Origin of the sequence: Streptomyces poonensis (assembly GCF_014650915.1) — a bacterium.
GTDB classification, from domain to species: domain Bacteria; phylum Actinomycetota; class Actinomycetes; order Streptomycetales; family Streptomycetaceae; genus Streptomyces; species Streptomyces poonensis.
Map to the genome: position 1 here is coordinate 276,176 of NZ_BMVW01000007.1, position 19,496 is coordinate 295,671.

General features: G+C 71.1%; 17 protein-coding genes and 1 riboswitch. Of the genes, 14 read left to right on the forward strand and 3 right to left on the reverse strand.

Annotated features, from left to right (window positions below; all coding sequences use genetic code 11):
• Positions 1–106 precede the first annotated feature (106 nt).
• From IE242_RS19865 to IE242_RS19920, 12 genes are all read left to right on the forward strand, one after another.
• On the forward strand, positions 107–769 hold the full coding sequence (locus IE242_RS19865; protein ID WP_189861095.1) for a hypothetical protein: 663 nt from the start codon (positions 107–109) through the stop codon (positions 767–769).
• A 58-nt stretch (positions 770–827) separates the two neighbouring features.
• Entirely contained in the window at positions 828–2,321 is a 1,494-nt protein-coding gene (locus tag IE242_RS19870; RefSeq protein ID WP_268249471.1) for a serine/threonine-protein kinase, read from the forward strand.
• 87 nt (positions 2,322–2,408) lie between these two features.
• The gene (locus IE242_RS19875; RefSeq protein WP_189861099.1) at positions 2,409–3,239 is read left to right on the forward strand and encodes a glycoside hydrolase domain-containing protein; all 831 of its coding nucleotides are present in this window, start codon (positions 2,409–2,411) and stop codon (positions 3,237–3,239) included.
• 148 nt (positions 3,240–3,387) lie between these two features.
• Positions 3,388–4,050, forward strand: coding sequence for a SurA N-terminal domain-containing protein (locus IE242_RS19880; RefSeq protein ID WP_189861101.1), 663 nt, complete (start codon positions 3,388–3,390; stop codon positions 4,048–4,050).
• 54 nt (positions 4,051–4,104) lie between these two features.
• Positions 4,105–5,130 (forward strand): nucleoside triphosphate pyrophosphohydrolase, encoded by a 1,026-nt coding sequence (locus tag IE242_RS19885; RefSeq protein ID WP_189861103.1) that lies wholly within the window; start codon positions 4,105–4,107, stop codon positions 5,128–5,130.
• 121 nt (positions 5,131–5,251) lie between these two features.
• On the forward strand, positions 5,252–6,595 hold the full coding sequence (locus tag IE242_RS19890) for a cytochrome P450 family protein (protein WP_189861105.1): 1,344 nt from the start codon (positions 5,252–5,254) through the stop codon (positions 6,593–6,595).
• Positions 6,596–6,746: 151 nt separating this feature from the next.
• Entirely contained in the window at positions 6,747–7,829 is a 1,083-nt protein-coding gene (locus tag IE242_RS19895; RefSeq protein ID WP_189861107.1) for a LysM peptidoglycan-binding domain-containing protein, read from the forward strand.
• Between the two features lie 218 nt (positions 7,830–8,047).
• Positions 8,048–8,226, forward strand: a riboswitch (cyclic di-AMP (ydaO/yuaA leader).
• A gap of 5 nt (positions 8,227–8,231) precedes the next feature.
• On the forward strand, positions 8,232–8,954 hold the full coding sequence (locus IE242_RS19900) for a LysM peptidoglycan-binding domain-containing protein (RefSeq protein ID WP_189861109.1): 723 nt from the start codon (positions 8,232–8,234) through the stop codon (positions 8,952–8,954).
• Between the two features lie 449 nt (positions 8,955–9,403).
• The gene (gene eno / locus IE242_RS19905; protein WP_189861111.1) at positions 9,404–10,684 is read left to right on the forward strand and encodes a phosphopyruvate hydratase; all 1,281 of its coding nucleotides are present in this window, start codon (positions 9,404–9,406) and stop codon (positions 10,682–10,684) included.
• A gap of 113 nt (positions 10,685–10,797) precedes the next feature.
• Positions 10,798–11,271: an FtsB family cell division protein gene (locus tag IE242_RS19910; protein WP_189861113.1), complete on the forward strand. Its 474-nt coding sequence runs from the start codon at positions 10,798–10,800 to the stop codon at positions 11,269–11,271.
• Between the two features lie 47 nt (positions 11,272–11,318).
• A complete protein-coding gene (locus IE242_RS19915; RefSeq protein WP_229859146.1) occupies positions 11,319–11,915 on the forward strand; it encodes a DUF501 domain-containing protein in 597 nt (198 codons plus the stop codon).
• Positions 11,912–12,853 carry a Ppx/GppA phosphatase family protein gene (locus tag IE242_RS19920; RefSeq protein WP_189861115.1) on the forward strand — a complete coding sequence of 314 codons (942 nt, stop codon included), beginning with the start codon at positions 11,912–11,914 and terminating at the stop codon, positions 12,851–12,853. Before IE242_RS19915 ends, IE242_RS19920 begins: the two co-directional genes overlap by 4 nt.
• 4 nt (positions 12,854–12,857) lie before the next feature.
• Here the strand turns inward: IE242_RS19920 and IE242_RS19925 are convergent, their stop codons facing one another.
• Positions 12,858–13,127 carry a type II toxin-antitoxin system RelE family toxin gene (locus IE242_RS19925; protein WP_189861117.1) on the reverse strand — a complete coding sequence of 90 codons (270 nt, stop codon included), beginning with the start codon at positions 13,125–13,127 and terminating at the stop codon, positions 12,858–12,860.
• Complete coding sequence (locus IE242_RS19930; RefSeq protein ID WP_189861119.1) at positions 13,124–13,396, reverse strand: type II toxin-antitoxin system Phd/YefM family antitoxin; 273 nt, start codon at positions 13,394–13,396, stop codon at positions 13,124–13,126. Before IE242_RS19930 ends, IE242_RS19925 begins: the two co-directional genes overlap by 4 nt.
• A 601-nt stretch (positions 13,397–13,997) precedes the next feature.
• On the opposite strand from IE242_RS19930, the gene IE242_RS19935 reads away from it, so the two are divergent.
• Positions 13,998–15,380, forward strand: coding sequence for an NAD(P)/FAD-dependent oxidoreductase (locus tag IE242_RS19935; RefSeq protein ID WP_189861120.1), 1,383 nt, complete (start codon positions 13,998–14,000; stop codon positions 15,378–15,380).
• Positions 15,381–15,587: 207 nt separating this feature from the next.
• Positions 15,588–16,880 (forward strand): SAM-dependent methyltransferase, encoded by a 1,293-nt coding sequence (locus IE242_RS19940; protein WP_189861122.1) that lies wholly within the window; start codon positions 15,588–15,590, stop codon positions 16,878–16,880.
• 75 nt (positions 16,881–16,955) lie between these two features.
• Here the strand turns inward: IE242_RS19940 and IE242_RS19945 are convergent, their stop codons facing one another.
• Positions 16,956–19,487, reverse strand: a complete 2,532-nt coding sequence (locus tag IE242_RS19945) for an ABC transporter permease (protein WP_189861124.1) — start codon at positions 19,485–19,487, stop codon at positions 16,956–16,958.
• Positions 19,488–19,496 lie beyond the last annotated feature (9 nt).

The window sequence follows — 19,496 nt, forward strand, 5'->3', positions numbered from 1 at the left end:
TCGGTGCGGCAACGGTTGTCCACAACCCTTAACGGCTTGTGGTCATCGGCCTATACGCTCAATACGAACATCGCACGTCCGCCCTCGTCAGGCCTCAGGAGCAGTCATGCACGGCCCCGGCTACGCGCCGCCACCGCCTCACCGCCCCTCGCCGGGCGCGCTGATCACCCTGCGGGTGCTCTTCGTGGTGCTGGCCGTCCTCAGCTGCGGATTCCTGGCATGGGCCAGCATGCTGCGACTCGCCGTCGTGACCCGCAGGAGGATCGACTGGATCCTGTTCACGGCCTCCGTCGCGCACGTCGCCCTGTGCTTCCTGATCCTGATCACCGACCCGGGCGAGGAGGAGTTCACCACCTGGCGCGGCGACGTCGGCATGTCACTGCTGCTCACCGGCATGCTGGTGACCGTGGCGTACTACCTGTACGCGGACATACGCCACTTCAGCAGACCCGCCCTCGCGCCGTACGGGAACGTGCACGCGCACACCCACCCGCACACCGCGACCACCCTCTTCGGCCGGCAGCAGGCCGGTTACGGCTACCCGGCACCCCAGCCGCAGGCCCCGCAGCCGCAGGCCCCGCAGCCCCAGCCGCAGGCCCCACAGCCGCAGCCGCAGCCGCCCTACGCGCCCGCCCCGCCGGCGCAGCCGCCCGTCCAGCCGCGATCTCAGCCCCAGTCGCAGCGCCCGGCGCCCGCGCGCATCGACCAGGTGCGCGCCGAGCTCGACGAACTCAGCGACTACCTGCGCAAGCACGAGGGAGACAGGTGACCCGGTGACCCAGGGGAGGACCCAGGGCAGCGGGCGCCTGATCACCGGACGCTACGAACTGTCCACGCTCATCGGCCAGGGCGGCATGGGCCAGGTCTGGACGGCGTACGACCAGCGTCTCGACCGCCGGGTGGCCGTCAAGCTGCTGCGCCCCGACAAGGTCGCGGGCCAGGAGGCCGACGAGCTGCGCCGCCGCTTCATACGGGAGTGCCGGGTCACCGCGCAGGTCGACCACCCCGGCCTCGTCACGGTCCACGACGCGGGCAGCGAGGGCGAGGAGCTGTTCCTCGTCATGCAGTACGTCGACGGCGCCGACCTCTCCGACCACCTCGCCGAGCACGATCCGTACCCCTGGCAGTGGACCGTCGCGGTCGCCGCCCAGCTGTGCGCGGTGCTGTCCGCCGTGCACGCGGTGCCGATCGTCCACCGCGACCTCAAGCCGCGCAACGTCATGGTCAAGCAGGACGGCACGGTCACCGTGCTCGACCTGGGCGTGGCCTCCGTGATGGACACGGACACCACCCGCCTCACGCACACCGGCTCCCCGATCGGCAGCCCCGCCTACATGGCCCCCGAGCAGGCGATGGGCGGCGCGGTCGGCCCGTACACCGACCTGTACGCGCTGGGCGTGCTGATACACGAACTGCTCAGCGGCAACGTCCCCTTCGCGGGCTCCACAGCCCTCGGTGTCCTGCACCGCCACCTCTACGAGCCGCCGGTCCCGGTCCGCCGGCTCCGCCCCGAGGTGCCCGAACGCCTGGAGGCGCTGGTGCTGCGCCTGCTCGCCAAGGACCCGCAGCACCGTCCGGCGTCGGCGCAGGAGACGTACGAGCAGCTGCTCCCGCTGCTGCCCGCGCGCGGGATGCCGACCGGCGCCCCCCTCGACCCGACCCGGCCGTTCCTGCGGCCGCACGCCCCCTGGCCGGACCGCGCCCGCATCCCCGCGCCCGGGCCGCAGCCGCAGGCCGCGCCCGCCGCGGCCGCGGACAAGCCCGATGTCGCGGGCGCCGTCGACGAGGTCAAGCGGCTGCTCGGCGAGGGCCGCATCACGCAGGCCGTCGACATCCTCGGCGCGATCCTCCCGGCCGCGGCCGCCCAGCACGGCGAGCACTCACCCGTCGTACGGACCCTGCGCAAGCAGTACGCGGCCACCCTCATGGACGACGGCCAGTACCGGCGCGCCCTGCCCGAGCTGCGCCGCCTCGCCGACGAGCGGGCCACCGAGGCGGGCCAGGCCGACCCGCAGGCCCTGCGCTTCCGCTACGACGCCGCCCAGTGCCTCGAACAGCTCGGCGAACCGGCCGCCGCGCTCGCCGAGTACCGCGCCCTGCTGCCGTACTACGAGAACCAGTACGTGGCCGGCGACCCCGAACTCTCCCTCGACGTGCGCCGCCGCATCGGCCACCTCCTGCTGGCCCTCGGCGATCGCCCCGCCGCCCACGACACCCTGGTCCGCCTGCTGCACGACGTGGAGCGGCTGCGGGGACCCGGGCACCCGCTGGCGGCGGACGTACGGCGGACGCTGCAGTGGCTGGGACAGGTGCGCGGCTAGCGTCGCAGGATGCCGTTCGATTAGCGTGCGATCCGCCCCGCGCGCCGGACGGGCGGGTGGGACGTACACATGACACAGGGGTGGGGAATGGCCGAGCACCGGCAGTCGAGGAAGCGCAGATACATCACGTGGGCCGCGGCCGGCGCGGTCGTCGTGGCGGGGGGCGGTGTCTACGCGCAGACCTCCATGGCGGCCACCACCTGGCCCGCCCAGAAGACGTACACCGGCCGTGCGTTCGACACCTGCACCGCGCCGTCGCTGAACGCCATGAAGGCGTGGAAGAAGAACGGCTTCTACGGCGCCGCCGCCGTCTACATCGGCGGCAAGAACCGCGGCTGCGCCCAGCCCAACCTCACCGCCTCCTGGGTGAAGTCGGTCAACGCGGGCGGCTGGAAGCTCATCCCGCTCTACGTCGGCGCCCAGCCGCCCTGCCAGAAGAGCAGGAACCCGGAGAGGTTCACCGCCTCCACCGCCGCGTCCGTCGGCGCGAAGAACGCGAACGACGCGGTGGCCAAGGCGGCGGCGCTCGGCATGAAGAAGGGCAGCCCGATCTACCTCAACATGGAGTCGTACGACATCGAGGACAAGGCGTGCAACGACGCCACGCTGAAGTACGTCCGTTCCTTCTCCAAGACGCTGCGCGCCAAGACCTACCGCGCCGGCCTCTACGGCTTCTCCAGCTCCAGCGCCGCGGCCGTCGCCACGGCCAAGGACAGGACGGACCTGCCGGGCAACCTCTGGTACGCGCTGTGGAACGGGAAGAACACCACCACCGCGGACTGGCCCTGGAAGCCGTCGCTGTACACCGACCACAGCCGCGGCCACCAGTACATGGTCAACAGCAAGGAGACGCGCGGCGGCTACACGATCACCGTGGACCGCAACGCGTGGGACGCGCCGGTCGCCATCGTCGGCTGACACCGCGCACGACGGTGCGCGGTGGTGCGCGGTGCCCGAAGTGACGGTGAATCGTTGGTCGAATGGCTGGCCGAGAGCGGGGCCACTGCCTACCATCGATCACCGCAAGACCTTGTGCACCGCCGCACAATCTCCTCGGGAGGCCACCTTGCACCGCCGTCGTCGTCGTCGCACCGCGCTCCTCCTCTCCGCCGCGATCGCCGCCGCGGCCCCCCTCCTCACCGCCTGCGGAGGCGAGGCGCATCCCGGCGCGGCGGCCGTCGTCGGCGGTCAGCGGATCACGGTCGCGCAGCTGGAGAACCGGGTCAACGAGGTACGTGCCGCCCAGCGGGCCGCCGCCCCCGACGACGCCCAGTACGAGCAGGCCGTCGCCGGAACCGGCGGTCTCACCCGCAGCACCCTGCAGGGCATGGTCCTGGACCGGGTCCTGGACCGCGCGGCCGCGGACGCCGGGGTGGACGTCACCCGCAAGGAGGTCCAGGACTTCCGCGCCTCCCTGGAGGGTCAGGCCGGTGGTGCGCAGGCTCTGGAGACGGCCTGGCTGCAGCAGTACGGCGTCGCGCCCCGGCACCTCGACGACAACCTCCGCACCGAGGTCCAGGCCCAGAAGCTGGCCGCCGCGCTCGGCGTCGACATGAACACCGAGCAGGGCAAGGCCGCGTTCTGGCGGACCCTGTCGGAGGCGTCCGGCGAGCTCGACGTGGACCTCAACCCGCGCTACGGCACCTGGGACGTCGAGCGGAGCGGCCGGGCGGACGCGAAGACGCCCTGGATCCGTGAGGTGACGGCGGCGGCGCAGCAGCCGGCGTAGGGAAGGCCGGGCTCCGCGCACAGCCTGTGGACAACTTCCGGTGCCGTGGGTGACGTGGGTTACGTTCGAAGGGTGAACGCGATCCCCGATGTCCCCGGCCCCGGCCGTATCGTCCTGCTCACCACCAGCCACCGCGTCGCGCCCGGACTGCTGTCCTGGCCGGCCTGGCAGGCGCTGCGCGAGGCCGACCGCGTGCTGTGCGCCGACAGCGCCCATCCCCAGCTGCCGTACCTGCGCGAGGCGGGCACGGCGGTGGACGAGGGGACCCCCACCGCCGAGGAGCTGGTCGACGCCTGCTCCGGCGGCCGTACGGTCGTGGTCGTCGCGACGGGTGAGGGCGAGCCGCGGCTCACCGACGGCCTGGCACGCCTCGCGGGCTCGGGCCGCGTCCGGATGCCGGAGCTGGAGCTGCTCCCCGCCTCCTACGACCTCCCGGGCGCCCGTCTCCTCGACCTCGTCCAGGTCATGGACCGCATCCGGGTGGAGTGCCCCTGGTCCTCCCGGCAGACCCACAAGGGCCTGGCGAAGTACGGCATCGAGGAGGCGTACGAGCTCGTCGAGGCGATCGAGGAGGGCGACCGGGAGGAGCTCCGCGAGGAGCTGGGCGACGTCCTGCTCCAGGTGGTCTTCCACTCCCGTATCGCCGAGGAGGACCCCGAGGCGCCCTTCTCCGTCGACGACGTGGCCGGCGGCATCGTCGCCAAGCTGATCCACCGCCACCCGCACGTCTTCGGCGACGAGACCGCAACGACGCCCGAGGAGGTCAAGGAGCACTGGCTGCGCACCAAGGCGGTGGAGAAGCAGCGGACGTCGGTCACCGAGGGCATCCCCCTGGGCCAGCCGGGCCTGGCCCTGGCGGCGAAGCTGGCGTCGCGCGTGCGGACCGCGGGACTGGACGTCCCGCTTCCCGAGGGGGACGGCGAGGACCCGGGCGAGGGCATCGGATACGAGCTGCTGGCCCTGGCCGCACGCGCCGAAGCCGCGGGCGTCGACCCCGAGGCGGCCCTGCGGGCGGCGGCCCGTGTGTACCGGGACGCGATACGGGCCGTGGAGGGCGTGGGCGGCGAGGACGAGGGCTGACCGGGAACGCGGGCTGACCGGGAACGCGGGCGAGGCCGACGACAGCTGACGAGGGCGCGGACCGGGAGGACCGACGAGGGCTGACATCCTGCGTCCGCGGCCTGCCGGATACCGTCGAAAGGTGACCCACCAGCCTCAGCCCGCCGACCCCGCTCCCGACCCCGCTCCCGACCTCTTCACCTGGGAGTTCGCCACCGACCCCTACCCCGCCTACGCCTGGCTGCGCGAGCACGCGCCCGTGCACCGGACCCGGCTGCCCAGCGGGGTGGAGGCCTGGCTGGTCACCCGCTACGCCGACGCCCGGCAGACCCTCGCCGACCCGCGGCTCAGCAAGAACCCGGCGCACCACGACGAGCCCGCCCACGCCAAGGGGAAGACCGGCATCCCCGGCGAGCGCAAGGCGGACCTGATGACTCACCTGCTCAACATCGACCCCCCGGACCACACCCGGCTGCGGCGGCTGGTCTCCAAGGCGTTCACCCCGCGGCGCGTCGCCGAGTTCGCCCCCCGCGTCCAGGAACTCACCGATCAGCTCATCGACGGGTTCGCCGAGCGCGGCAGCGCCGACCTCATCCACGAGTTCGCCTTCCCGCTCCCCATCTACGCGATCTGCGACCTGCTCGGTGTCCCCCGCGAGGACCAGGACGACTTCCGGGACTGGGCGGGCATGATGATCCGGCACGGCGGGGGGCCGCGGGGCGGCGTCGCCCGGTCCGTGAAGAAGATGCGCGGCTACCTCGCCGACCTCATCCACCGCAAGCGCGAGGCCCTCCCCGACACCCCCGCCCCCGGCGAGGACCTCATCTCCGGGCTCATCCGCGCCTCCGACCACGGCGAGCACCTCACCGAGAACGAGGCGGCGGCGATGGCGTTCATCCTGCTGTTCGCCGGGTTCGAGACCACCGTCAACCTGATCGGGAACGGCACGTACGCCCTCCTCACCCACCCCGGCCAGCGGGAGAGGCTCCAGCGGTCCCTGGCCGCCGGCGAACGCGGACTGCTCGCTACCGGGGTCGAGGAGCTGCTGCGTTACGACGGCCCCGTGGAGCTCGCCACCTGGCGCTTCGCCACCCAGCCGCTCACCATCGGCGGCCAGGACATCGCCGCCGGGGACCCCGTGCTCGTCGTGCTCGCGGCGGCCGACCGCGACCCGGAGCGGTTCGCCGACCCCGATGTCCTCGACCTCTCCCGCCGTGACAACCAACACCTCGGATACGGGCACGGCATCCACTACTGCCTGGGTGCCCCCCTCGCCCGGCTGGAGGGACAGACCGCGCTCGCGACGCTCCTCACCCGTCTCCCCGACCTGGAACTTGCGACGGATCCGGCCGATTTGCGCTGGCGCGGCGGGCTCATTATGCGGGGATTGCGCACGCTTCCCGTGGAGTTCACACCGGTTCGGCAGACACGCCGGAAGTGCACGTCAGACACGCTTCCCGGGACCACGGACCACACAAAAAAGTGACACTTTCTCAACTCTGTGATCTGCACGTGATCTGTGCTGCATTGACTTGTGACAAGTGATCCACTGCGGCTACGTTCACGCATCAGCGTGATCGGCGCCTCGATGTCGCGTCCGTCACGCTGCTCCCTGCTGTCGTGTGAAAGGCAACCGCATGCTCTCCGGGAACGGTCGTCACCGTCGCCCCCGCCAGGCTCCGGCCCTGCTCGTCGCGGCGGGAGTCACCGGATCCGCCATCGCGATCCCGCTGCTCGGCGCCACCGGGGCGAGCGCGGCCAGCGGATCGACCTGGGACCAGGTGGCGGAGTGCGAGAGCGGCGGCTCCTGGAGCGCCGACACCGGCAACGGCTACTACGGCGGGCTTCAGCTGTCCCAGGACGACTGGGAGGCGTACGGCGGTCTCGATTACGCGCCCAGCGCCGACCAGGCGAGCCGCTCCCAGCAGATAGCCGTGGCCGAGAACATCCTCGCCGACCAGGGTGCCGGTGCCTGGCCCACCTGCGGGCTCCTCTCCGGACTCGGGGACGACGAGCAGGCGGCGGGCGTCGACACCGGCGTGGCGGCCGACTCCTCCGGATCGGCCGACGGGTCCGGCTCCTCGGACTCCTCCTCGGACTCCTCGGACTCCTCGGATGCCGAAGGGTCCACCAAGGCGGACACCGGGAAGACCGGTTCCGCCGGCAAGGACTCCGCCGACTCCGACGAGGACGCCTCCCGGGGCGGCGGCAGCGGCAGCCGGAAGTCCGGCACTGGCGCCGACGACACGGACAACACGACCAAGAGTGACAAGTCGGGCAGTGCTGCGCAGGACGACGACTCGGACGCCGCGGGCAACCCGACGAAGAACAGCGGCTCTTCGAGCGGCGCGAGCGGCACCGACGAGGACCTCGCCGCCGGTTCCGCCACGGGCTCCGGGGAAGCGGCCGCGGGTACCGGACGCCACCGCGGCGACAGCGCCGACGAGGACCCGGCCGACGCCCTCGCGGACGGATCCGCCGACTCCGCCGGACGGCACGCCTCCCGTGACGGTGACTCGTCCGGCACCGCCTCCCGGGGTGCGGCGGACGGCTCGTACACCGTCCGCTCCGGCGACAATCTGTGGTCCATCGCCGACTCCCTCGGCGTGGACGGCGGATGGACCGAGCTGTACGCCGGGAACAAGGAGACGATCGGTGCCGACCCGGATCGCATCCTCCCCGGTCAGACGCTGGAGGTCGACGAGCGGTCCGGTGAGTGAAGAGGAGGCGACGAGCCTCCGAAAGGCGCCCGGACCGGCGGTAGTTCAGGTACGTATTAGCGCTGAATGCCCGATTTGATCTCCATGGGAGATGAGTCACAGAAGCCCTGATCGTCTTTGAAATCCGGCGCAACACGTGTCTACCGTCGTGATCGCTCGCCACAGCGGGCCCCTGCGGTCGTCACGCCGAATCCTGCCAACGGCCGTACGGGACAGTCGACGCGTAAGCGCCGTGGGCAGGAGCGGGGGAACCAAGGTAGGCGCCGGACCCGGGAGTCGAGAGACACCGGGAACGGCTTGGGGTGAAGCCGCGCGTCGCAGGACGAGGACGCGCGGCCGGGCAACTCAACCGGCCCGAACCCGACAGCTCACCTCGCAGGCGTCGGTGAGGGGATCAACTTCATGCTGCGTTCCTGCAACAAGGGCACCGAGAGCACCAAGGGCAAGCACCGCCGTCCGTCCAGGGCCGCCCAGGTCGTCGCGTTCGCCGGGGTCACCGGTGCCGCCATCGCCGCCCCGCTGCTGGCGGCCGGCTCCGCCTCCGCCGCCACTTCCTCCGAGTGGGACGCCGTCGCCCAGTGCGAGTCCGGCGGCGACTGGTCGATCAACACCGGCAACGGCTACTACGGCGGTCTGCAGTTCTCGGCCTCCACCTGGGCCGCGTACGGCGGCACCCAGTACGCCGCCACCGCCGACCAGGCTTCCAAGACCCAGCAGATCCAGATAGCCGAGAAGGTCCTCGCGGGCCAGGGCAAGGGCGCCTGGCCGGTCTGCGGCACGGGCCTGTCCAGCGCCGCGTACGACGGCGCCGCGGCCGCCCCGTCCACCCCGGACTCCGGCTCCGCCTCCACCGAGCAGAGCGCGCCGAGCGAGAGCGCCCAGAGCGAGAGCACCCAGGAGCAGCGGGCCTCGCGTTCCTCGGAGCGGGCCACCGTCGAGACGCCGACCGGTGAGAAGGTCAAGAAGGGCGACGGCGAGTACAAGGTCGTCAAGGGTGACACCCTGAGCGGCATCGCCGAGGAGAAGAACGTCGCGGGCGGCTGGGAGAAGCTCTACGAGCTGAACAAGGACATCGTCGAGAACGCCGATGTCATCTACCCGGGCCAGCAGCTGCACCTGAGCTGACGACGGCCGAACCGGTGACGGCCGGACCGCCCGCCGGTTCCCGGCCGATCGCCCAGTCGGCTCCCAGCCCGAACACAGCGCCCTCATATCCGGGTCCTCCACACTGGAGGCCTCGTGAGGGCCACCCCCCGACCCCACGGGCTCCCCGCCCCGGTGCGTGTTCCCCCGTACGCACCGGGGCGGGGCTTTTCGCGTGAGCGGCCGTGAACCGCGGCCGGAGAGCGTCGCGAGGGCGTCGGGGGAGCGGTGAAAGAGCGCCGGGAGAGCGCCGGAGGGCGCCGGGAGAGCGCCGACTTCACCGGAACCGCGTTTGTTCCGTTCAGAAACAATTTACTCTCGGTTTCGCCCACGGGGTGACCGGCAGGCTGGCCGATCCCCCCGGGGCGGTTAGGCTCATCCCGCAGGGCCACTGCCCTCGTACCCGCGTCACATCCCAGAAGGAGATGCTCGTGCCGTCCATCGACGTCGTCGTAGCCCGGGAAATCCTGGACTCCCGAGGCAACCCCACGGTCGAGGTCGAGGTCGGCCTCGACGACGGCAGCACGGGTCGTGCCGCCGTTCCGTCCGGTGCCTCCACGGGCGCCTTCGAGGCCATCGAGCTCCGCGACGGCGACTCGAACCGCTACCTCGGCAAGGGCGTGGAGAAGGCCGTCCTCGCCGTCATCGAGCAGATCGGCCCGGAGCTGGTCGGCTACGACGCCACCGAGCAGCGCCTGATCGACCAGGCGATGTTCGACCTGGACGCCACCGACAACAAGGGCTCCCTCGGCGCCAACGCCATCCTCGGCGTCTCGCTCGCCGTCGCGCACGCCGCCTCCGAGGCGTCCGACCTCCCGCTCTTCCGCTACCTGGGCGGCCCGAACGCGCACCTGCTGCCGGTGCCGATGATGAACATCCTGAACGGCGGCTCGCACGCCGACTCCAACGTGGACATCCAGGAGTTCATGATCGCCCCGATCGGCGCGGAGACCTTCTCCGAGGCGCTGCGCTGGGGCACCGAGGTCTACCACACCCTCAAGAAGGTCCTGAAGAGCAAGGGCCTGGCCACCGGCCTCGGCGACGAGGGCGGCTTCGCCCCGAACCTCGGCTCCAACCGCGAGGCCCTCGACCTCATCCTCGAGGCCATCAAGGAGGCCGGCTACACCCCCGGCGAGCAGATCGCCCTGGCGCTCGACGTCGCCGCCTCCGAGTTCTACAAGGACGGCGTCTACACGTTCGAGGGCAAGGAGCGCTCGGCCGCCGAGATGACCGAGTACTACGCCGAGCTCGTCGAGGCGTACCCGCTCGTCTCCATCGAGGACCCGCTGTTCGAGGACGACTGGGAGGGCTGGAAGACCATCACCGAGAAGCTCGGTGACAAGGTCCAGCTCGTCGGCGACGACCTGTTCGTCACCAACCCGGAGCGCCTGGCCCGCGGCATCGAGGAGGGCGCCGCCAACGCCCTGCTGGTGAAGGTCAACCAGATCGGCTCGCTGACCGAGACGCTGGACGCCGTCGAGCTGGCCCAGCGCAACGGCTTCAAGTGCATGATGTCCCACCGCTCCGGCGAGACCGAGGACGTCACCATCGCCGACCTGGCCGTCGCCACCAACTGCGGCCAGATCAAGACCGGCGCCCCGGCCCGTTCCGAGCGCGTCGCCAAGTACAACCAGCTCCTGCGCATCGAGGAGATCCTCGACGACGCCGCGGTGTACGCCGGCCGCAGCGCCTTCCCGCGCTTCAAGGGCTGACAGCTCCTGAGCCGAGGCTCAGCCAGTCGTACGTACGTCCCCGTACGCGGTCCCGTACCGTGTGCGGGGACGTACGCGCGTGCGCGCGTGGCCGGCGAACGGGAGGCGGGAACATGGCCGTGAAGGACCGGGACCGGTTCTCCACCGCGACCAGGCTCAGGGTGCTCGGTGAGCAGACCGCGGCCCGTGTCTACCGTTCCCAGACCAAACGCCAGGCCCGCCGTTCCCGGCTGACCGGCCGGGCCGCGCTCCTCGCGCTCGTCCTGTGCTCGATGATCGTGGCGCTGGCGTACCCGACCCGGCAGTACTTCTCCCAGCGCGCCGAGATCGCCGAGCTGGAGCGGGAGCGCGAGGAGGCCCGCGCGCGGGTCGAGGAACTGCGCGACCTCAAGGAGCGCTGGCAGGACGACGCGTACGCCGAACAGCAGATCCGCGAGCGGCTGCACTACGTGATGCCCGGCGAGACCGGCTTCATCGTGGTCGACCCGGCGGCGGTGAAGCAGCCGCGCACGACGCAGGGGACGGCCGCCCGGCCCTGGTACGCGAACCTGTGGGACGGCGTCGACAAGGCGGACGCCGAGCGCTGACACCCGCCCGCCCCACCGAACCGACAGAAAGACAGTCTCAGACAGCCATGCAAACGCCCGCCCGTCGCCCGGCCACCACCCCTCAAGGACAGCGCTCCGCGCTGACACTGTTCGAATTGCCGCCCACCGAGCGCACCGAACCCACCGACGCCGACGTCGAGGCTTTCCAGCAGCAGCTCGGGCGGCCCCCGCGCGGACTGCGCGCGATCGCGCACCGCTGCCCGTGCGGACAGCCCGACGTGGTCGAGACGGCGCCGCGGCTGCCGGACGGCACGCCGTTCCCGACGACGTACTACCTGACGTGCCCCCGGGCGGCCTCCGCGATCGGCACGCTGGAGGCGAACGGCGTCATGAAGGAGATGACGGAGCGGCTGGGCCAGGACCCCGAGCTGGCCGCCGCCTACCGGGCCGCCCACGAGGACTACATCGCCCGGCGTGACGCCATCGAGGTGCTGGAGAACTTCCCCAGCGCGGGCGGCATGCCCGACCGGGTGAAGTGCCTGCACGTCCTGGTAGCGCACTCGCTGGTCGCCGGCCCCGGGGTGAACCCGCTGGGCGACGAGGCCATCGCCATGCTGCCGGAGTGGTGGCGCAAGGGGCCGTGCGTGACGGTCGCCGGGGCTTCCGAGGAGGACGACAAGTGACCCGTGTGGCCGCCATCGACTGCGGTACCAACTCGATCCGCCTCCTCGTCGCGGACGCGGACCCCGCCACCGGTGAACTGACCGACCTGGACCGGCGCATGACGATCGTGCGGCTCGGTCAGGGTGTCGACCGCACCGGGCGGCTGGCACCGGAGGCACTGGAACGGACGTTCGCGGCCTGCCGGGAGTACGCGGCGGTCATCAAGGAGCTCGGCGCGGAGCGGCTGCGCTTCGTGGCCACCTCCGCCTCCCGGGACGCGGAGAACCGGGACGAGTTCGTCCGGGGGGTCATCGACATCCTCGGGGTCGAGCCCGAGGTCATCACCGGCGACCAGGAGGCCGAGTTCTCCTTCACCGGCGCCACCAAGGAGCTCACCGGTCGTACGGACCTCGACCGGCCCTACCTCGTCGTCGACATCGGCGGCGGGTCCACGGAGTTCGTGGTCGGCGACGACCACGTGCGCGCGGCGCGGTCCGTGGACGTCGGGTGCGTCCGGATGACCGAGCGGCACCTGGTGCGGGACGGCGCTGTCGTCGACCCGCCCGAGCCTGCGCAGATCGAGGCCATGCGGGCCGACATCGTGGCCGCGCTGGACCTGGCGGAGCAGACGGTGCCGCTGCGCGAGGCCCGTACGCTCGTCGGGCTCGCCGGGTCGGTGACCACCGTGTCGGCGATCGCCCAGGAGCTGCCGGAGTACGACTCCGCGGCCATCCACCACTCCCGGATCTCCTACGAGCGGGTGCGGGAGATCACCGGGTGGCTGCTCGCCTCCACGCACGCCGAGCGTGCCGCCGTGCCCTCCATGCACCCGGGCCGGGTGGACGTCATCGCCGCCGGCGCGCTCGTACTGCTCACGGTCATGGAGCGGACCGGTGCGGACGAGGTCGTGGTCAGCGAGCACGACATTCTCGACGGGATCGGATGGTCTTTGGCCTGACCGCCTACAGGCTGCGGTAGACGTCCCGCCGGTCGCCCACCTTGACGACGAGGACGACGAGTTCACCGTCGTTGATCTGGTAGGCGACCCTGTAGCTTCCGACCCGGAGCCGGTAGAGCCCGGACGGGCCGGTGAGTTCCTTGACGTCGGCGTCCTCGCGGTACGGCTCGTCACCGAGCGCGGTCAGCGCGGTCAGGATGCGCATGGCGTCGGGCCGGCTGATGGCCCGGAGCTGCCGCTGTGCCGCCGTGGTGAACCTGAGGGCGTACTTCACGCCGACTCGCCGTCCTGCTCGGTGAACAGGTCTGCCAGCAGTTCCGCCATCGTCACTGTGGGGCCGCCCTCGGTCGGGACCGCTTCGGCTGCGCGCGCCAGCATGACGTCGGCCGCTTCCTCCAGCGCTTCGAAGTCCGCGATCGGGACTACGGCTGCCACCGGAGCGCCGTTGCGCGTGATGACGGTCGGAACGCCTTCCTCAGCCCGGTTGATGTGGTCGGCGAGGTGCGCGCGGGCTTCCCGTACGGTCACGGTGTTCTCGGCCATGAGATTTGTGTACGCATTCGCGTGTACACGTGCCCTGGTTCGGGGAGTCGCGTTCGCGAGCGTTCCTCGGCGGTTTCGCCTGGTCCGTCGCCCGACCGGGGGCCGGTGGGGTGGCCGGTGGCCGGTGGCCCGTCGGGTGGCCGATGGCCGGTTCCGTGACCGGCTGACGGGCGACTCTTACCTACCGATGGGTAGTCTCGGCTGAGCGGGTTCGCTAGCGTATGAGCACGGGTGAGGGGCGCGTCGAGCCCCTCACCGACGTACCGTCGGAAAACTTCGTGAAGTTCTTCACAAGGAATTCCGCCGAGATCGGCGAGGAACCCCCTGTGAAGGGGTCGTCCGGGGTATCTCGCGGGACCAACGGCCCCTTGTTCGGGGCTGCCCCGCGGCTGTGGCCCCGGCCCGCCGGTGAGTGGTCCAGGAGCTCAGGAAAGACGGGAGGGCAGTTCACGGGGCATTGACAACGGTCCGACCGGTGCGGCGGTTCCCCCGTCGGCGCATGACCTGCGTCACGCGAGCCGCGCAGTGTAGCAGAGGGCCCGCCAGACCTTGTGAAGGGGCGCACGAGCATCCCTTCGCCGGCGGGTGGATACTCGATGGCATGAGCACCACGGAGCGTCCCAGGATCCTCGTAGTAGGCGGTGGGTACGTAGGCCTGTACGCCGCACGGCGCATCCTGAAGAAGATGCGCTACGGCGAGGCGACCGTCACGGTCGTCGACCCCCGGTCGTACATGACCTACCAGCCCTTCCTCCCCGAAGCCGCAGCCGGCAGCATCTCCCCGCGGCACGTCGTCGTCCCGCTGCGACGCGTACTGCGCAAGGCGGAGGTCCTCACCGGCCGCGTCACCACCATCGACCAGGACCGCAAGGTCGCCACCGTCGCCCCGCTCGTCGGCGAGGCGTACGAGGTGCCCTTCGACTACCTGGTCATCGCGATGGGCGCGGTCTCCCGCACCTTCCCGATCCCCGGCCTCGCCGAGCAGGGCATCGGCATGAAGGGCATCGAGGAGTCCATCGGCCTGCGCAACCACGTGCTGGAGCAGCTCGACAAGGCCGACTCCACCACCGACGAGGAGATCCGCCGCAAGGCGCTCACCTTCGTCTTCATCGGTGGTGGCTTCGCCGGCGCCGAGACCATCGGCGAGGTCGAGGACATGGCCCGGGACGCGGCCAAGTACTACACCAACGTGTCCCGCGAGGACATGCGCTTCGTCCTCGTCGACGCCGCCGACAAGATCCTCCCGGAGGTCGGCCCCAAGCTCGGCCAGTACGGCAAGGAGCACCTGGAGAGCCGTGGGGTCGAGGTCTACCTCTCCACCTCCATGGACTCCTGCATCGACGGCCACGTCGTGCTGAAGAACGGGCTGGAGGTCGACTCCAACACCATCGTGTGGACCGCCGGCGTCAAGCCGAACCCGGTCCTCTCCCGCTTCGGCCTGCCGCTCGGCCCGCGCGGCCACGTGGACACCGCCCCGACCCTCCAGGTCCAGGGCACCGACTACATCTGGGCCGCGGGCGACAACGCCCAGGTCCCGGACCTCGCCGCCCGCGCCGCCGGTGTCGAGAACGCCTGGTGCCCGCCGAACGCCCAGCACGCGCTGCGCCAGGCCAAGGTCCTCGGCGACAACGTGGTCTCCGGCATGCGGGGCTTCCCGCAGAAGGAGTACAAGCACTCCAACAAGGGTGCGGTGGCCGGTCTCGGCCTCCACAAGGGCGTGGCGATGATCGTCATGGGCAAGATGAAGATCAAGCTCAAGGGCCGTCTCGCCTGGTACATGCACCGTGGCTACCACGGCATGGCGATGCCGACCTGGAACCGCAAGATCCGGGTCTTCGCCGACTGGACGCTCGGTATGTTCCTCAAGCGCGAGGTCGTCTCGCTCGGCGCCATGGAGAACCCCCGCGAGGAGTTCTACGAGGCCGCCAAGCCGGCTCCGGCCCCCGCCGCCAGCAAGTCCGAGGAGAAGGCCAAGGCCTCCTGACCCGAGGGTCACCTCGACCGCCCGAAGGGGCCGCCTGCCATCCGTGGTGCGGGCGGCCCCTTCGGTGTTCCGTCTCCGGACCAAAATATCCGTGGCGTGTGCAGGTATTTTGCCCGGTCGTGACGCGCGCCGAGGACTGTAAGGCGGGCCCGCAAGTGTTTACGTGGTGTTGGACATTTCCGGGATCGCTCGTCATGGAGGTACGCCATGGCTGATGCCGCGCTGCGGCTGCAGGGCCTCGTCGAACAACTGGTGGGGGCACCGCTCCCGGTGCGCATCCGCGCCTGGGACGGTTCGCAGGCGGGCCCGCCGGGCGCGCCGACGCTGGTCGTACGCAACCGCAGGGCGCTGCGCCGCCTGCTGTTCAAACCGGGCGAACTGGGCCTGGCCCGCGGCTGGGTGGCCGGTGACCTGGACGTCGAGGGAGATCTGTACACCGCCCTCGACCTCCTCGCCGGGCTGATCTGGGAGCGCGGAGAGGACGCCCGCGGCCTGGTTGACGCCCTGCGCGACCCCGAGTTCCGGGCCGCCGTACGCGGCCTGGTCAAGCTCGCCGGTCCCCCGCTGCCGCCCGCCCCGCCCCGCGAGGAGATCCGCAGGCCCCGCCGCCACCTGCACACCAAACGCACCGACAGGCGGGCCGTCAGCCACCACTACGACGTCGGCAACGACTTCTACGAACTCTTCCTCGGTCCCTCGATGGTGTACTCCTGCGCCTACTGGCCGGCGCCCGACAGCACCCTGGAGCAGGCGCAGCACGACAAGCTCGAACTGGTCGCCCGCAAGCTCGACCTGAGGCCCGGTCAGCGCCTCCTCGACGTCGGCTGCGGCTGGGGCTCCATGGCGATCCACGCGGCCCGCGAGCACGGCGTGTACGTCGTCGGCATCACCCTCTCGCAGGAGCAGGCCGCGTACGCCCGCAAGCGCGTCGCCGAGGAGGGACGCACGGACAAGGTGGAGATCCGCGTCCAGGACTACCGGGACGTCACCGACGGGCCGTACGACGCGATCTCCTCCATCGGCATGGCGGAACACGTCGGCGCCGCGCGGTACTTGGAGTACGCCACCGATCTCTTCCGACTCCTCGCACCGGGCGGACGGCTCCTCAACCACCAGATCGCCCGCCGGCCGCAGCGGGACGAGTCGGCCTACACCGTCGACGAGTTCATCGACTCCTACGTCTTCCCCGACGGCGAACTCGCCCCGCTCGGCACCACCGTCACCCAGCTGGAGCGTGCCGGATTCGAGGTGCGGGACGTGGAGTCGATCCGCGAGCACTACGCGCTCACGCTGCGCCGCTGGGTCGCCAACCTGGAGGCCGGCCGGGCCCGCGCCGTCGCACTCACCAGCCCCGGCCGCGCCCGCGTCTGGCGCCTGTACATGGCGGCCTCCGCGCTCTCCTTCGAACGCAACCGCATCGGCGTCAACCAGGTCCTCGCCGTGAAGACCCCGGAGTCCGGCGCCTCCGGGATGCCGCTGCGCTCCCGCACCTGGAACTGACGGCGCGGCATCCCCGGCATCGCGAGGGGCCCCTTCCTCCGCGGGAAGGGGCCCCTTTTCACGCGCGTACCGCCGTTACTCCGACTTGATGGCGGCCAGCATGTTCAGCCGGGCCGCGCGCCGGGCCGGCCACAGGGCCGCCAGCACGCCGACCGCGGCGGCCAGCAGCAGGAAGATTCCGATCCGGTCCCACGGCAGCACCAGTTCGTACGTCGCCATCTTCGTGCCCAGCAGCTCGCCCGCGGCCCAGCCGAAGAACACGCCCAGGCCGATGCCCAGCACCGCGCCGAAGAGGGAGATGACCAGCGACTCCAGGCGGACCATCCGCTTGATCCCTACGCGGTCCAGGCCGATGGCCCGGAGCATGCCGATCTCCTGGGAGCGCTCGAACACCGACATGGCCAGGGTGTTGACGACGCCGAGGACCGCCACGATCACCGCCATGGCCAGCAGGCCGTACAGCATGTTCAGCATCATGGTGAACATCTGGGCGATCTCGTTGGAGAGGTCCTGCTTGTCCTGCACCTTGATGGCCGGGTTGTCGCCGAGGACCTTCTCCAGGCCGTCCTTCGCCGCGTCGGACGCCTCGGCGGACGTCTTGACCAGCACCACCATGTCGGCCGGGTCGCTCTGGTGCGGGGCGAGCGTGGCGAGGTCGAGCATGATCCCGCTGAACATGTCGTTGCCCTGGTAGACCCCGGCGACCGTCAGCTCCTGCTTCCCGCCGTCCTCGTAGGCGACGGTGAAGTCCGAGCCGGCCTGCCAGCCGTGCGACTTCGCGGTGGTGTCGTCGACGACGACCCGGGTACCGCCGACCTCGAACGCGCCGTCCTCGACCGGGAGATCGGTCAGCTTGCCGAGCGCGGAGCCCGTGACGCCCGTCAGGTACTCGGTGTCGCCGTCGATGCGCGCCGGGGCGTTGCGCAGCGGGCTGGTGGCGGTGACGCCCTCGGCTACGGCGAGCTTCTTCTCGACGTCCGGGGAGAGATCGTTCCCGTTCGCCATCGACACCACGTAGTCGGCCTTGATCGAGGATGCCGCCATCTTGTCGATGGCGGACTGCAGGCTGTTCGCCATCACCGTCATGCCCGTGATGAGGGTGAGGCCGATCATCAGGGCGGAGGCCGTCGCCGCCGTACGGCGCGGATTACGGACCGCGTTCTGGCGGGCCAGCTTGCCGGAGATGCCGAAGACACGCAGCACCGGCGCCGCGGCGGCGATCAGCGGCCGGGACAGCAGCGGGGTGAGCACGAAGACACCGATGACGATCAGGACCGCGCCGAGCCCCATGGGCGCCTGGGCGCTCGTGGTGTCGTCCATCGTCGTCGCGGCCAGGACGACCGCGGCGCCCGCCGCCGTGAACAGCGAGCCGATCGTGTTGCGCAGCACCAGCGACCTGGTGGTCGCGGTGGCGTGCACGCTGCTCATCGCGGCCACCGGCGGGATCTTCGCGGCGCGGCGGCCGGGCAGCCACGCGGCCAGCATGGTGACGAGGACGCCGACGGCGAGCGCGGCCACGACGGTGCCCGGCGTGACGACGAGCGGGCCGTCCGGCATGGTCGTGCCGAGCGATCCCATCAGGGAGCGCAGCCCGGCGCCGATGCCGATGCCGGCGACGAGACCGGTGACCGCGGCGACCGTGCCGACGACGAGCGCCTCGATCAGAACGGACCGGGTGACCTGGCGGCGGGAGGCGCCGACGGCGCGCAGCAGCGCCAGCTCCTTGGTGCGCTGGGCGACCAGCATGGTGAAGGTGTTGGCGATGATGAACGTGCCGACGAAGAGGGCGATGCCGGCGAAGACCAGCAGGGCCTGCTTCATGGCGCTCATCGACGAGGCGATCATCTCGGCCTGGTCGTCGGCGAGTTCCTTGCCGGTCGTCGTCTCGGTGGCGTCCTTCGGCAGGGCCTTGTCGAGGGCGGCCTTCAGAGCGGTCTGGCTGACGCCCGCCTCCGCCTTGACGTCGATCTCGTCGTACGTACCCGTCTTGCCGAACAGTCGCTGCGCGGTGGCCGTGTCGAACAGGGCGAGGCTGCCGCCCGCGGCGACGTTGCCGTCGTCCGTGGTGAAGATCGCGGTGACGGTGGGCGTGAGGACCGGGCCGTCGACGGAGAGGCGGACCGTGTCGCCGACCTCGTAGCCGGCCCGCTCCGCGGTCTTCGCGTCGAGGGCGATCTCGTCGTCGCCCTTCGGAGCATGGCCCTCGGTGATCGGGTAGCGGGGGTCGTCGGTGCCCCAGTAGTTGCCGCCCTGCGACTGGAAGCCGCCGCCGATCAGGTCGCCGTCCTGGTCGGCGATGGCGGTGAAGCCGGTGACGACGCCGATGGCGGAGGCGGCGCCCTCGGCGCTCTCGGCCCGCTCCAGGACGTCCTGGGTCAGCTCGTTCTCCTTGCCCAGGGAATCGCCCCGATCCTCCTCCCACGTCGGCCGGACGGCGACGTCGACCTGGTCGAAGCCCTTGGCGGAGCTCTTCTGCTGGGCCTCCGAGATGGTGTTCGTGAAGACGAGGGTGCCGGACACGAACGCCACGCCGAGCATGACGGCGAGCACGGTCATGAGCAGCCTGGCCTTGTGCGCGAGCACGTTGCGCAGGGCGGTACGGAACATGGGGTTTCT